This window comes from Streptomyces spectabilis, from assembly GCF_008704795.1.
GTDB classification, from domain to species: domain Bacteria; phylum Actinomycetota; class Actinomycetes; order Streptomycetales; family Streptomycetaceae; genus Streptomyces; species Streptomyces spectabilis.
In genome coordinates, this window is the sequence record NZ_CP023690.1 from 3,014,886 (window position 1) to 3,028,795 (window position 13,910).

12 protein-coding genes and 1 pseudogene are annotated in these 13,910 nt (G+C 70.8%); 6 read left to right on the forward strand and 7 right to left on the reverse strand.

Features of this window, described 5'->3' with window-relative positions:
• The first annotated feature begins 2 nt into the window (after window positions 1-2).
• Window positions 3-1,229, forward strand: a pseudogene (locus CP982_RS13045) (site-specific integrase).
• 85 nt (window positions 1,230-1,314) lie between these two features.
• Here CP982_RS13045 and CP982_RS13050 read toward each other — a convergent pair.
• Complete coding sequence (locus CP982_RS13050; RefSeq protein WP_150510676.1) at window positions 1,315-2,493, reverse strand: hypothetical protein; 1,179 nt, start codon at window positions 2,491-2,493, stop codon at window positions 1,315-1,317.
• A gap of 248 nt (window positions 2,494-2,741) precedes the next feature.
• Window positions 2,742-4,103, reverse strand: coding sequence for a type I glutamate--ammonia ligase (gene glnA / locus CP982_RS13055; protein WP_030687256.1), 1,362 nt, complete (start codon window positions 4,101-4,103; stop codon window positions 2,742-2,744).
• A 228-nt stretch (window positions 4,104-4,331) separates the two neighbouring features.
• On the opposite strand from glnA, the gene CP982_RS13060 reads away from it, so the two are divergent.
• Window positions 4,332-5,612, forward strand: coding sequence for a globin domain-containing protein (locus CP982_RS13060; RefSeq protein WP_150510677.1), 1,281 nt, complete (start codon window positions 4,332-4,334; stop codon window positions 5,610-5,612).
• Here CP982_RS13060 and CP982_RS13065 read toward each other — a convergent pair.
• A complete protein-coding gene (locus CP982_RS13065; protein ID WP_150510678.1) occupies window positions 5,507-5,989 on the reverse strand; it encodes an Rrf2 family transcriptional regulator in 483 nt (160 codons plus the stop codon). The genes CP982_RS13060 and CP982_RS13065 overlap by 106 nt on opposite strands.
• Before the next feature lie 450 nt (window positions 5,990-6,439).
• On the opposite strand from CP982_RS13065, the gene CP982_RS13070 reads away from it, so the two are divergent.
• Both CP982_RS13070 and CP982_RS13075 read left to right on the forward strand, forming a co-directional pair.
• On the forward strand, window positions 6,440-7,111 hold the full coding sequence (locus CP982_RS13070; RefSeq protein ID WP_150510679.1) for a thioredoxin-like domain-containing protein: 672 nt from the start codon (window positions 6,440-6,442) through the stop codon (window positions 7,109-7,111).
• Window positions 7,112-7,141: 30 nt separating this feature from the next.
• Window positions 7,142-7,777 (forward strand): DUF305 domain-containing protein, encoded by a 636-nt coding sequence (locus tag CP982_RS13075; RefSeq protein ID WP_150510680.1) that lies wholly within the window; start codon window positions 7,142-7,144, stop codon window positions 7,775-7,777.
• 42 nt (window positions 7,778-7,819) lie between these two features.
• On the opposite strand, the gene CP982_RS13080 is transcribed toward CP982_RS13075, so the two are convergent.
• From CP982_RS13080 to gadC, 4 genes are all read right to left on the reverse strand, one after another.
• Window positions 7,820-8,254, reverse strand: coding sequence for a DUF5990 family protein (locus CP982_RS13080; RefSeq protein WP_229878911.1), 435 nt, complete (start codon window positions 8,252-8,254; stop codon window positions 7,820-7,822).
• A 144-nt stretch (window positions 8,255-8,398) separates the two neighbouring features.
• Entirely contained in the window at window positions 8,399-9,202 is an 804-nt protein-coding gene (locus tag CP982_RS13085) for an alpha/beta fold hydrolase (RefSeq protein WP_229878910.1), read from the reverse strand.
• Between the two features lie 7 nt (window positions 9,203-9,209).
• Window positions 9,210-9,932, reverse strand: coding sequence for a DUF998 domain-containing protein (locus CP982_RS13090; protein ID WP_150510681.1), 723 nt, complete (start codon window positions 9,930-9,932; stop codon window positions 9,210-9,212).
• A 13-nt stretch (window positions 9,933-9,945) separates the two neighbouring features.
• A complete protein-coding gene (gadC, locus tag CP982_RS13095) occupies window positions 9,946-11,397 on the reverse strand; it encodes a glutamate/gamma-aminobutyrate antiporter GadC (protein WP_372503514.1) in 1,452 nt (483 codons plus the stop codon).
• 139 nt (window positions 11,398-11,536) lie between these two features.
• Between gadC and CP982_RS13100 the strand changes: the two genes are divergently transcribed.
• A complete protein-coding gene (locus tag CP982_RS13100; RefSeq protein WP_150510683.1) occupies window positions 11,537-12,040 on the forward strand; it encodes a hypothetical protein in 504 nt (167 codons plus the stop codon).
• Window positions 12,041-12,168: 128 nt separating this feature from the next.
• Window positions 12,169-13,845: a multicopper oxidase family protein gene (locus CP982_RS13105; protein WP_150510684.1), complete on the forward strand. Its 1,677-nt coding sequence runs from the start codon at window positions 12,169-12,171 to the stop codon at window positions 13,843-13,845.
• The last annotated feature ends 65 nt before the right edge of the window (window positions 13,846-13,910 follow it).

Below are 13,910 nucleotides of genomic sequence, written 5' to 3' on the forward strand. Positions count from 1 at the left end.
ACATGGCAGGCCACGTCCAGGACCGCTGGTTCAAGACCGAAACCACCCCCGACGGCAAGACCGTCCGCACCAGGACCGACCGCTACGGGACCGGCAAGCGCTACCGCGCCCGCTACGTCGGCCCCGACGGCACCGAGCAGTCCGCGAGCTTCCCCAATGGGCAGAAGCGCAGGGCCGAGCAGTGGCTGGACAGGATCAATGCCGACATGGACAGCGGCCGCTACGTCGATCCGAAGGCCGGTCGCACCACCTTCCGCCAGTACGCCGAGAAGTGGCTCAAGACTCAGACCACCGGACGCCACGACGAGAGAGCCCGTCGGCGTTCAGATCCGTCGGCACGCCATCCCGTACCTGGGGTCGCGGCCGCTCGGCTCGTTCAAGCCCGAGCACATCCGCGACTGGCTCGCCGAGTTGGAGCGCGCGATCCCCGCGTCCTCGTACCGCCGTGTCATCTTCGCGAGCGTCTCCGCCGTGTTCACGGCGGCCGTGGAAGACGATCACCTGCACCGGAATCCGTGCAAGTCAAGGAGTGTCCGCGCGCCCGGCCCGAACAACCATCGTGTGGTCCCATGGACCGCGGAGCGCACGTTCGCCGTACGCGCCGGGCTCCCGGAGCAGTACCGCGCCGCTGTCGACCTCGGCGCCGGGTGTGGTCTTCGGCAGGGCGAGATTTTCGGTCTGCCGGTCGACGAGATCGGGTTCGATACGGGTTGGCTGCATGTCTGCAACCAGGTGAAGGTGTCCGGCGGGAAGCTCGTATTCGCCCCTCCGAAGCGCGAGAAGGAAAGGGACGTGCCGCTCGCGGACTCCGTGGCGCACGTGCTCAAGGAGCACATGAACGCCCATCCGCCCGTGAAGGTGACGCTTCCGTGGCAGCGCCCGACGGGCGGCCGGTCACGAAACAACTCCTGTTCGTGCGGCCCGACGGAAACGGCGCCGTCCGGCGCACGGACTTCAACACGCGCTTTTGGAAGAACGCTCTCGTGGAAGCCGGGGTCATACCCGAACCCCAGCCCGGCGAACGCCACCAGGCCGCACGCGAGCACGGCATGCACGCGCTGCGGCACTTCTACGCATCGGCTCTGCTTGACGCCGGGGAAAACATTAAAGCCCTGAGTGTCTATTTGAGGTATATCGACCCAGGCTTCACCCTTCGCATCTATACGCACCTTATGCCGAGTACCGACGGACGAACACGGAGGGCTATAGATGCCCTGTTTCGGAGCTAACGAGACTTCTGCATCGACCCTTTAGAGGATTCCGTGTCGAGAGAGCATCTGCCGACTCCCTCGGCACGGAAAGCAGAAGATCAAATCAGGGGCCATCAGGATTCGGCGGGAGAATCAGCGGATCTCCACTCGAACCGATCTCCGGCTGAGAAAAGTTCCCACTCCTTAGAGACACACCCCTAAGGAGGAAGAGTAAGTTACGAACAGCATTTGGAAGATCTCCCATATCAGGATAGTCGAGAGCTGTCTGAAAGTCGGTCAAGAGGCTATCGAGATCTTCGTCATTCGCCCTTTCAGCCGTCTCAATCAATCTGCTTAGGCGGGCTTCGACGTCAAACTCTCGAAGCATCACAGTCAAGTGATCACTATCTTCACGAACCAAACCGTGAAGGCCCCTGACGAGATATTCACCCCAGTCTTCCTCTATCTCCCTTTCTGGAAAGGTCACCCCTCTCATCCCTGTCAATAGCCTGAGCATCCACAGCAGAAAGGTGAGGGCCTGCCGACGTGCTGCGATCATTTTTCGCGTATTATGTCGAGCTGCAGCCACGCCATAGTCAAGCGTCAGGGAAGCACCGGAACCGGCTGCCGCCAGACCGACGGTCTCGTACCAGTCGTTATGAAACCCCAAAGCGCTCAAGGTCGCACTCGCAGCGCCCGTAGCAGCACTGCGAAGTGCCGCGTTCCTATTGTGCAGCTTGGCTTGAATCTGAGCTTCAGTCAGACCAACATCAATATGATGCAGCATTGTGTCACGCGCATAGTTCTGCGCATCCGATGCCGGCCCGGAGGCGTCATGAAGGATACGTCCAGTTGCCTCCTGGAATCTCCTGGCAAATGTCTCCGCTGGATCCGTTCCGCCAGAGAACTGCGCGTACTCTAGCGCACTCAAGCCCGGACCACTCTGGGCCGCTAACTTCGCCCAATCATGCAGCCGCTGCTGATAGGAATCCCGAAGTGGGCCCCGATAATCGGGATACCTTATTCCCCACGTCAAAAACTTCCTAAAGAAGCGCCCAACACCTGCGGTGAAGCCATCACGCTCCATCGGCACAGGTGTCTTCCTGAGAAGTCTGCACATCTTTTGCGCAGCTTCTCGAACTCGCTGATTCTCGACCTCCGGTCGCTCCATCATCAACGCGAGGAGTACCGACTTATAGAGGAGATACTTAAACCATTGACGTTGCGTCCAAGTCCTTGCACCGAACCTGGCCGCCTTATAGGAACCCATCACAGCGCGGCTACCGCCACCTAGGTCTGCCACGCATTCATTGTTAGGGGGATCAGAGAGCGCAGCACCCGACTTTACGAGATCGTCACCCTTCCGGGAGGCTCTCACCATGCAGGCACATCCGGCCCAACGCCGAGCCAACACCTGGGGGCCGGGCGCATAGGCGCCCAGGAGTCACGGCACAGAGACGGCCCTGGCGGCGTTCACGGCGCGGAGGCCCGACAGTCCGTTTGCGCGAGACTCAACCTGTGTGTCGCCGTATAACGATGCCTGACCTGCTCCTACAGCACCGGCAGGTTCTTCCGCAGTTCGAAGGCCGTGACCTCGGAGCGGTACTCCTCCCACTCCTGCTTCTTGTTGCGGAGGAAGAAATCGTAGACGTGCTCGCCGAGGGTCTCCGCGACCAGTTCGGAGCGCTCCATGAGGTGGATGGCCTCGCCCAGGTTCTGGGGCAGGGGCTCGATGCCGAGGGCGCGGCGTTCGGCGTCGCGGAGGGCCCAGACGTCGTCGTCGGCGCCCGGCGGCAGTTCGTAGCCCTCCTCGATGCCCTTGAGGCCCGCGGCGAGCAGGACCGCGTAGGCGAGGTAGGGGTTGGCGCCGGAGTCGAGGGAGCGGACCTCGACGCGGGCCGAGCCGGTCTTGCCGGGCTTGTACATGGGCACGCGGATGAGGGCCGAGCGGTTGTTGTGGCCCCAGCAGATGTACGAGGGGGCCTCGCCGCCCGCGCCCGCGGTGCGCTCGGAGCCACCCCAGATGCGCTTGTAGGAGTTCACCCACTGGTTGGTGACCGCGGAGATCTCCGCGGCGTGCCGCAGCAGGCCCGCGATGAAGGAGCGGCCCACCTTGGAGAGCTGGTACTCGGCGCCGGACTCGTAGAACGCGTTGCGGTCGCCCTCGAAGAGCGAGAGGTGCGTGTGCATGCCCGAACCGGGGTGCTCCGAGAAGGGCTTGGGCATGAAGGTGGCCTGGACGCCCTGCTCCAGCGCGACCTGCTTCATGACCAGGCGGAACGTCATGATGTTGTCCGCCGTGGAGAGCGCGTCCGCGTACCGGAGGTCGATCTCCTGCTGGCCGGGGCCGCCCTCGTGGTGGCTGAACTCGACCGAGATGCCCATGGATTCGAGCATCGTGATGGCCTGGCGGCGGAAGTCCATGCCCACGTTCTGCGGGGTGTGGTCGAAGTAGCCGCTGGTGTCGGCGGGCGTGGGCCGTGAGCCGTCCAGGGGCCGGTCCTTCAGGAGGAAGAACTCGATCTCGGGGTGCGTGTAGAAGGTGAAACCGAGGTCGGACGTCTTCGCGAGGGCGCGCTTGAGGACGTAGCGCGGGTCCGCGAAGGACGGGGAGCCGTCCGGCATCAGGATGTCGCAGAACATGCGGGCCGTGCCGGGTGCCTCGGCGCGCCAGGGCAGCACCTGGAAGGTGCTCGGGTCCGGCTTGGCGATCATGTCGGACTCGTACACGCGGGCGAAGCCCTCGATCGCCGAGCCGTCGAAGCCGATGCCCTCGTCGAAGGCCTGCTCCAGCTCGGCGGGGGCGACCGCGACCGACTTCAGGAAGCCGAGTACGTCCGTGAACCACAGGCGCACGAACCGGATGTCGCGCTCCTCCAGAGTGCGGAGCACGAACTCCTGCTGCTTGTCCATCTCGACTTCCACCCATCCTTGCTGGTCGGAACCGGCTGCTCCCAAGCCATGGGACGTCGCCCCGGCACATGAGCATCCCACCACACGGTTTCACGCGCGTTGCGGCCGCTCATCGCCCATACTGCACGGTTCCCCGGAGGCGGTGACAGCCGCGTCGGACCATCGACTTAAAGTGGTATCTCAGATGCAAGTTTTACGCGGGGCGCCCGCCCCGCCAGAGGAGGCACCTTGCTGTCCGACCGGTCCGCCGCCACCGTCCGCGCCACGCTGCCCGCCGTCGGGGCCGCCATCGAGAACATCACCGCCCGCTTCTACGACGGGCTCTTCGCCGCCCACCCGGAGCTGCTCCGGGACCTCTTCAACCGGGGCAACCAGGCCGCCGGGACCCAGCGCCGGGCCCTCGCCGGGTCCATCGCCGCCTTCGCCGCGCACCTCGTGGACCGCCCGGACGAGCGGCCCGACGCGATGCTGGCCCGCATCGCGCACAAGCACGCGTCCCTGGGCATCGCGCCCGCCCAGTACGAGACGGTCCACCGGCACCTCTTCGCCGCCATCGCCGAGGTGCTCGGCGACGCCGTCACGCCCGCGGTGGCGGCGGCCTGGGACGAGGTGTACTGGCTGATGGCGAACGCCCTCGTCGCGATCGAGGCGCGCCTTTACGCCGAGCGGGGCATCACGGCGGGCCCGGACGCGCTGCGCGCGTGGGAGGTGGTGGAGCGGATCGAGGAGACCGCGGACGTCGCCACGTTCCGGCTGCGCCCGGCCGACGGGACGCCCCCGCCCGCCTTCCGCGCGGGCCAGTACGTGTCCGTGCAGGTCGAGCTCGCGGACGGGGCACGCCAGATACGCCAGTACAGCCTGTCAGGGCTGCCGGGCGCGGATCTGCGGCAGATCAGCGTGAAGCGGGTCCGGGGCGGGGCCGGGCCCGACGGCGAGGTCTCCGCCCACCTCCACGCGCACGCGCGCGTGGGCGACCTGCTGCGGGTCTCCGCCCCGTACGGCGACCTCGTCCTCGACGAGCGCGTCCTGGACGACCGGACGCCCGCGCCGCTCCTGCTCGCCTCCGCGGGCATCGGCGTCACGCCCATGGTCGCGATGCTCGAACAGCTCGCGGCCACCGGGCACCGGGGCCCGGTCACCGTCGTGCACGCCGACCGCTCCCCCGCGGACCACGCGCTGCGCGCCGAGCACCGCGCGTACGCCGCCGCGCTGCCGGACGCCGACGTCCACTTCTGGTACGAGCGCCCGGAGCCGGGCCACCCCGCGGACCGCACGGGCCGCGTGGACCTGGCCGCGCTGCCGGTGGCGCCCGGCACGCACGCGTACCTGTGCGGGCCGCTGCCCTTCATGAAGGGCGTACGCGCCCAGCTCCTCGCCCAGGGGGTCGCGCCCGCCGCCGTCCACTACGAGGTCTTCGGCCCCGACCTGTGGCTCGCGAGCCCGAGCAGCAGCGGTCCCGTCGGGGAGGCCACGATGTCCTCGACGGTCACGGGGTCGAGGGCGGCGTAGAACGCCTCCTGCGCGCGGCGGAGGGCGCCGCGCAGGCGGCACCCCGAGTTCAGCGGGCAGGGCGTCGCTCCCTCGCACTCCACGACGTCCCCCTCGCCCTCGAACTCGCGCACCAGCGCGCCGACGGACGCGGTGCGCCCCGCCTCGGTGAGGACGAGCCCGCCGCCCCGGCCGCGGCGGGCCTCGACGAGGCCGAGGTGCGTCAGGCGCGCCGCGACCTTGGCGGCGTGCGTGTAGGGGACGGCCATGTCCTCGGCCACCTGACGGGTGGTGGGCGCGGAGCCGGTCGCGGGCGGGCCGCCGCGGCCCGGCGCGTCCGCGACGGCGAGGCGCATGAGCATGCGCAGCGCGAGGTCGGTGGAGTGCAGGAGCCGCATGCCGCGCAGCGTAGGGAATGCGCATGGGGGGTTCAAATTTTCGAGCCGGACGGGCGGCGGGTCTGCGGGCGCGGCCGGGCCGCGGGCCTATGGGGCGGCCGGGCGGGCGCAGCACGGCGGCGGGCCTGCGGGGCGCAGCCGGGCGGCGGGTACCTGCCGTGCCTTCGGGGGTGGCCGAGGCGGTCCCGGCGCGCGATCGGGAGCGGCCCGGGCCGGACGGCGGGCGCGACCGGCGCGGGGCCGGGCCCGTCCTCGGGGCCCGACGGCCGGATGGCGACGGTCAAGGGCCGCCGCGCGTGCTGGATTTGGGAGATTGGAAGAGCGCCCCTTCCGCTCGGCGGCGCGCGGGCTACGATCAACGCACTCGCAACGCCCCCTGTTCGACCCCTCACATGTTCGACTCAGATGTTCGACCCATCCGATCCGTCCCTTTCCGCAGAAGGACACACCATGGGTTCCGCCAAGAAGACGAGCAGCGCCGAACGCAAGGCCCGAATAGCGGAGATGCGGCGCGCCGAAGCCGCCCGCGAGCGCCGCGCCCGCGCCCTCACCATCACCTTGAGCGCGGTCATCGTCGCGGCCCTCGGCATCGGTGGCTACTTCCTGGTCTCGCAGGCCGACGACGACGATGAGTCGGCGAAGGCGGGCGACGCGGCGGCCGTGGCGAAGTTCACCAGGACCAAGGACGGCGAGAAGGTCTGGGACGCCAAGAAGCTGGGCCGCACCCACGTCGAGGGCAAGGTGACGTACCCGGTGACGCCGCCGGTGGGCGGCAACCACAACCAGGTGTGGATGAACTGCAACGGCGACGTCTACAAGAACGAGATCCCGAACGAGCACGCCGTGCACTCCCTCGAACACGGCTCGGTGTGGGTGACGTACAACGACGCCGCGAAGCCCGCCGACCTGAAGAAGCTCGAAGCGAAGGTGAAGAAGACGCCGTACTCGCTGATGAGCCCGGTCAAGAAGCAGAAGGAGCCGCTGCTGCTCACGGCCTGGGGCCATCAGCGGGCGGTGACGGGGGCGGACGACCCCAAGGTCAACACGTTCTTCTCCACGTTCGTCCAGGGCAAGCAGACCCCCGAGCCGGGTGCCGCCTGCACCAACGGCAAGGGGCAGTGACACGTCCGTGAGGACGGGGATGGGGCAGTGATGAAGCGCACCGACTGGCTGATCGGCGCCGTCCTGGGCGCGGTGCTCGCGGCGGGCGGCATCACGGCCGCCGTGGCCGCCGACGACGGGCCCTCCGGCTCGGGCTCCGGCGCCGACGGCGTGCCGTCGAGCACCTCCGCCGACGCGGGGTTCGCCCGCGACATGTCCGTGCACCACCAGCAGGCCGTGGAGATGTCGTACATCATCCGCGACCGCACGAAGAACGAGGAGATCCGCAGGCTCGCCTACGACATCGCGCAGACCCAGGCCAACCAGCGCGGCATGATGCTCGGCTGGCTCGACCTGTGGGACCTGCCGAAGGTGTCCGTGGACCCGCCCATGAAGTGGATGGGCATGGGCGACGCCCCGTCCGGTGAGGACGGCGCGCTGATGCCGGGCATGGCGACGAAGGCGCAGATGAAGCGCCTCGGCGAGCTGAGCGGCCGCAAGGCGGAGATCTCCTACCTGCGCCTGATGACCGCCCACCACAACGGCGGCATCCACATGGCGCAGGGGTGCGTGGAGCGCTGCGGGGTGCCGGTCGAGCGACGGCTCGCGCAGGGGATGGTGGAGTCCCAGGAGTCGGAGGTCAAGCTGATGGCGGACCTGCTGAAGGCGCGGGGCGCGAAGCCGTAGCCCCGTCCCGGGGAGGGGCCGGGCCCCGGTGAGGGCCCGGTGTCATCCCGTCCCCGCCCGCCAGGTCACGCGCGGCGGGCGCACCGCCGCGCACAGCGGCAGCCCCGCCGGGTCCGTGAGCCCCAGCTCGGCGACGCCCGACCCGGCCGCGAGCACCTCATCGGGGAGGTCCGCGAAGAACAGCTTGGCGCGGCGGAACATCGCGAAGCCGCCGCCGGGCGGCAGCTCGCCCCACGTCAGGTAGAAGAACCGCTCGCCTCTCCTGCCCTGCGCGTACGGGCCCTTGAAGTCCGGCGTGCCGTCGGGCGCGGGCGCCGTCGTCACCTCGAACTCCCACACGGCCTCCGGCGCGTCCGCGCGGACCAGGCCGTCGGGCTCCTTGCCCCGCTGCACCCCCACGTGCACGTCCCGGAACCCGCCGCACTCCGCGCCCGGCAGCTCCCGCCCCACCACCCGCAACTTCAGGTTCTGAGTCATGCCCTCCATGGCACCACGAGGGTCTGACATCGGCCCCCACGACCGCTGCCGCCGCTGCCCTGGGCCTCTCCCACCCGCCCGCCCGAAACTCCCGAGCTTCGCAGGGCAGGCTTGGGGAAGGGTGGGCACAGCGCCAGGTGCCGCTCAGCCGGACGGCCGAGGCCCCGCTGTCAGGATCGCCTCGGCGACCTCGTGGGGGCGGTCGCGCATCAGGAGGTGGCCCGCGGGGCGCAGGGCCCGGAAGGACGCCCCCAGGGTGTCCGCGAGGGCCCGCTGGCGCGACACCCAGCGGCTCGCGCCCGCAGGGCCCGCCGCGAGGACCGCCACCGGCGCCCCCGGCAGCGCGGCCACCCGCCTGAGCAGGGCGAGTTCATGCGCCACGTCGCCGTACGTCACGTACTCGACGAGCCCGGCCCGCCACACCCGGCTCACCCCGTACACCGCCCGCAGCCGCCGCGGCACGCCCCCGCCCCGCAGCAGCGGCCCGACCGCCCGCGGCACCCCCGCCGCGCCGAGCACCGCCCCGCACGCGCGCGCCCCCGCGACCCGCGCCCCGCGCGCGGGCAGCGCCCGCGTCCGCTCCTCCACGCTGGAGTCGACGAGGACGAGCCCGGCCACCCGCTCCGGGTACCGCCGCGCGAACGCCTCCGCGTGGAACCCGGCGAGCGAGTGCCCGACAACCGTCACGGCCCGCTCGCCCAGGCCCACGGCCGCGAGGACGCGGGCGACGCGCTCCGCCTCCCCCGCAAGGGTCGGCGCCTCGCGCGCGGGCCCGCTGCGGCCGAGCCCCGGCCGGTCGAAGCGGACGACGGTGCGGGCGGGGGCGAGCAGCTCGACCACCGGGTCCCATTCGAACCACGCGAGCCCGAGCCCCGCGCTGAGCACGCACACCGGACCCTGCCCGGTCACGTCCACGTGGTGCGCCACCCCGTCGATCCGTACGAACACCCCCCGGTCACCTCCGCCGTCGTACGAGCACGAGCCACGCCAGGCACACCAGCCACACAGCGATCATGAGCACCTGGAGCCGCTGGCCGATGCCGAGCCCCCACGTGCCGTGCCCGGCGTCGAAGGCGAAGACGGCCGCGAGGGTCCAGACGGTGGCGGCGAGTTCGACGGCCACGAGCACCGTGAGCACGGTCCGCTGCCGCGCCCCGCCCGCTCCCGCGCGGCGCAGGGCCGCCGTCAGGAGCACCATCCCCACCAGCGCCCCGGTCACCGCCACGGCGCTGCTGACCGCGTGCGCGGTGTGCGTGGCGGGCACGAGCCCGGCCCGCTCGCGCGCGAGGCACGCCGCGTCCACGGTGGGCGCGCAGCTCAGCGGCAGGCGCGCGTCGGCGGCCGTGGCGGCGCCGAAGACGACGAGCCCGGCCCAGCCGAGGGCGGACAGGGCGCGCACACGGGGCACGGCGGTCCGGCAGCGCAGCCGCACCAGGCCGACCGCGGCCCCCGCGCACACCAGCACGCCCGCGGCGAAGTCCACCGCCCGGTAGAAGGCCCCGTACGGCTGGTCCTCGGCGGCGAGTTCGCTCACGTACGTCCGCAGCGGCGAGAGACCGGTCGGCAGGACCGCCTCCAGGGCCCACGAGGTGTACGCGGCGGCGCCGAGCACCAGGAGCGCGGCCACGGCCGCGCGGACGGCGCGGGGCGCGTCGGCGTCTCGGGGCGTGGGGGACATATGCGTCTTGACGCTAGTTGACGGCATGCGCGCCCTGGTGGTCGGGGTGGACCCACTCCGGTTTGCGGAGCTTGAGGAAGGCGACCGGCGCGGCCACGCCGATCACGAGGAGCCCGCCGCCGACGATCAGCAGATAGCGCCACAGCGGCGCGTCGCCGAACTGGTCCGGCGGTACGAAGCCGATGCACAGCGCGCACACGGAGGCGACGAAGCCGACGCCGGCGACGAGCGTGACGGCGGGCACGACGAAGCCGCGCTCGACGTGCGGCTGGGTGCGGCGCAGCCGCACCACGGCCACGAACATCAGCAGGTACGCGATGAGGTAGATCTGCACGGTGATCACGGAGAACATCCAGTACGCGCTGGAGACGTCGTCGCTGAACGCGTACAGGACACCGATCAGGGTGGTGATCACACCCTGCGCGATCATGATGTTCAGGGGCACGCCGTGCTTGTTGAAGCGCTGCAGGAACGGCGGCAGATAGCCCTCCTGCCGGGCGAGCGTCACCAGGCCCTTCGCGGGTCCCGCGAGCCACGTCAGCATGCCGCCGAGCGCGGCCATGACGAGCATGATGCCGACGACCTTCGTCATCCAGCCGACGTGGAAGTGGTCGAAGAACGCCTGGAAGGCCTGCATGAGCCCGGCGGTGAGGCTGAGTTCCTCGGACGGCATGACCCAGCTGATGGCCAGGGCCGGAACGATGAAGATCAGCAGGACGAGGCCGGTGGCCAGGAAGATCGAGCGCGGGTACTCCGCGCGCGGGTGCCGCAGCGACGACACGTGGACGCCGTTCATCTCCATGCCGGCGTACGACAGGAAGTTGTTGACGATGAGCACGAGGCTGGCGAGGCCCGTCCACGGCGGCAGCAAGTGGTCGGTGGTCATCGGCGCGGCGGGCTCGTTGCCCTGCCCCAGGAAGACGATGCCGAGGGCGACGAGCACGACGCCCGGGACCAGCGTGCCGATCACGAGCCCCAGGGAGGAGAGGCCCGCGACGGTCTTGGTGCCGCGCGAGGTGATCCACACGCCGGTCCAGTAGATGACGACGATGACGATGGCCACGTAGAGGCCGTCCTCGGCGAGGCTCGGATGGACGACGTACGCGAACGTCGAGGCCACGTACGCGAGCAGGCTCGGGTAGTACGCGATCGTCATCGCGAACTGGCACCACACCGCGACGAATCCGAGCGGCTTGCCGAGCGCCTCGCTCACCCATCGGTAGATGCCGCCCGTCCACCCGGAGGCCAGCTCCGCGCCGACGAGGGCCGTGGGCAGCAGGAAGACCACGGCGGGCAGGAGGTACAGGAAGACGGCGGCGAGGCCGTAGATGGCCATGGCCGGGGAGGGCCGCAGGCTCGCCACGGAGGCGGTGGTCATCAGGGCGAGCGTCACCCAGGAGATGAACTGCCGCGAGGTCCCGGTGTCCTCCCCGAACTCCGCACCTCCGGCCTCACTGGCCTTCATGGCCGCCGCGGCCTCCTCGGCCGCCGTCGTCTCGCCCGCGCTCTGTCCGGGCTTGTCCGTAGTCGTCATGGGTTCATGATCAATGTTTCTCACGGCCCCCGCACATCGCCCCATACCGGGGAGGGGTAGGCTCCCGCCCATGACCCCGAAGCGGCAGCCGACGAGTGCGAGCGGATTCCTGCTCCTCGTGGCGCTGCTGTTCGGCATCGTGACGATGCACACGTTGGGGCATCCCCAGGAGCACGGGGGCGGCTCGGCGCCCGCCGGCCACGCGCGCGTGGCGTCGGCGCCCTCGGACCACACGCGCGTGACGGACGCCGCCGCGCGGCACGGCTCGGACCACACGCGCGTGACGGACGCCGCCGCGCGGCACGGGGAGGGTCACGCGGGGGCCGGGCCCGCGGCCGACGCGCGTACGGTGTCCCCGCCCGAATCCCCTTCCCACGACACCGGCATGGACCCGATGTCCGTGTGCCTGGCCGTCCTGGGCGGCGCCCTCGTGCTCGCGCTGTTCGGCGCGGTGGCGGCGCGGCCGCCGCTGGCCGCGCCCGTCCGGCTGCCCGCCGGGCTCCGGGCCGCCCCGTGGCCGAACCCTCCTCCGCCCCGCGCGCTCCTCGCCCGTCTCTCCGTACTGCGGATCTAGGCCGCCGCACCGGCTGCTTCGCGCTGCCCGCGCCGCGGTGGGAACCTCCGGGGCCGCAGCGGTGTACCAGAAGCAGCAGACGCGACCTTCTGCACGCACCACTCAGTACGGACGAGGTGTCTTCAGTCATGCGCACCCACACCAAGCGCACCCCGCGCACATCGCGCCGCGCCCTGCTCGGCGCCGCACTCGCCACCGCCGGGACGGGGCTCGTCGCGGCCTGCTCCAGCGGCTCCGGCGGCGGCTCGCACTCCGGCCACGGCGGCGCGGGCGGCCCTTCGGCCGGTTCGAAGGGCTATGTGACGCCCACCGGCCCCGAGGTCGCCGCCGCCGAGAAGAAGCGCCCGGGCGGCGGCCGCCTCCGCGAGCTGAGGCTCATGGCCATGCCGACGACGCTCGACCTGGGCGGCCCCACGGTCAAGTCCTGGGCGTACGGCGACGCGCTGCCCGGCAAGGAGATCCGCGCGACGGCGGGCGACACGCTGTCGCTCACCCTCGCCAACCACCTCCCGCTCCCCACCAGCCTGCACTGGCACGGCCTGGCCCTGCGCAACGACATGGACGGCGTCCCCGCCCTCACCCAGCGGGACATCAAGCCCGGCGCCGACTTCACGTACCGCTTCAAGGTCCCGCACCCGGGGACGTACTGGTTCCACCCGCACTCCGGCACCCAGCAGGACCGGGGGCTGTACGCACCCTTGATCATCGACGACCCCAGGGAGCCCCTGGCGTACGACAAGGAGTGGGTGGTCGTCCTCGACGACTGGGTCGACGGCGTGGACGGCTCCACGCCCGACGCGGTCCTCGCCGAGCTGCGCGGCGGCATGGACATGGGCACGGGCATGGACCACGGGGGCGGTATGGACCACGGCGGCTCCGGTGGTCCGGGGCACGAGGGGCAGATGTCCCGCACCGCGCTGACCGGCTCCGGGAAGGCCTCCCCCGAGCCCACGCCCACGGATCCCACCGGTCCGTCCCGGATGCTCATGGGGTCCACCAGCGACATCCTCGGCCGGGACGCGGGCGACGTGGCGTATCCGCACTATTTGATCAATGGCCGCACCGCCAAGGCCCCGGCCTCCTTCCGCGCCCGCCCCGGCGACCGCATCCGGCTCCGTCTGATCAACGCGGGCGGTGACACCGCCTTCCGGGTGGCGCTCGGCGGCCACGAGCTGACGGTCACGCACACGGACGGCTTCCCGGTGCGGCACCGGAAGGGCGACGCCCTGCTGATCGGCATGGGCGAGCGGTACGACGTCCTGGTCACCGCCAAGGACGGCGTCTTCCCGCTGACCGCCGTGGCCGAGGGCAAGAAGGCGGCGGCCCAGGCGGTGCTCCGCACGGGCGGCGGCCGGGCGCCGTCACCGTCGGTCCGGCCCAAGGAGCTGGAGGGCCGCGTCGTGCTCGCCGAGCGGCTCACGGCCGACGACTCGGTGGCCCTCGAACCAGCCGACCCCGACCGCACCATCAAGATCCAGCTGACGGGAGGCATGGAGAAATACGACTGGGCCTTCGACAAGAAGCCGTACGCACCGAACCGGCGTCACCCGGTGCGCACCGGTGAGCGCGTGCGCCTGGAGTTCAGCAACTCCACGTCGATGTGGCACCCCCTCCATCTGCACGGCCACACCTTCGCCGTGGCGAGCGCCCCCGGCCGCCCCCGCAAGGACACCGCGATCGTGCTGCCGAACGGCCGCCTGACGGTGGACTTCGAGGCCGACAACCCGGGCCTGTGGATGATCCACTGTCACAACGTGTACCACGCGGAAGCAGGAATGATGACGGTCCTCGGCTACCGCTCCTGACCCAGGTCACCGCCATGACGCGCGGCTCCCGGGCGGCCCTCCGGGGGCCGTCCCGGGGGCATCGC

Bases quoted from the DNA above. Each gene is read 5' to 3' on its own strand.
- CP982_RS13070 (WP_150510679.1), top strand. From the start codon at position 6,440: ATGGGTTCCGCCAAGAAGACGAGCAGCGCCGAACGCAAGGCCCGAATA.
- gadC (WP_372503514.1), bottom strand. From the start codon at position 11,397: ATGAAGGCCAGTGAGGCCGGAGGTGCGGAGTTCGGGGAGGACACCGGG.
- CP982_RS13080 (WP_229878911.1), bottom strand. From the start codon at position 8,254: ATGACTCAGAACCTGAAGTTGCGGGTGGTGGGGCGGGAGCTGCCGGGC.
- CP982_RS13090 (WP_150510681.1), bottom strand. From the start codon at position 9,932: ATGTCCCCCACGCCCCGAGACGCCGACGCGCCCCGCGCCGTCCGCGCG.
- CP982_RS13075 (WP_150510680.1), top strand. From the start codon at position 7,142: ATGAAGCGCACCGACTGGCTGATCGGCGCCGTCCTGGGCGCGGTGCTC.
- CP982_RS13105 (WP_150510684.1), top strand. From the start codon at position 12,169: ATGCGCACCCACACCAAGCGCACCCCGCGCACATCGCGCCGCGCCCTG.
- CP982_RS13065 (WP_150510678.1), bottom strand. From the start codon at position 5,989: ATGCGGCTCCTGCACTCCACCGACCTCGCGCTGCGCATGCTCATGCGC.
- glnA (WP_030687256.1), bottom strand. From the start codon at position 4,103: ATGGACAAGCAGCAGGAGTTCGTGCTCCGCACTCTGGAGGAGCGCGAC.
- CP982_RS13100 (WP_150510683.1), top strand. From the start codon at position 11,537: ATGACCCCGAAGCGGCAGCCGACGAGTGCGAGCGGATTCCTGCTCCTC.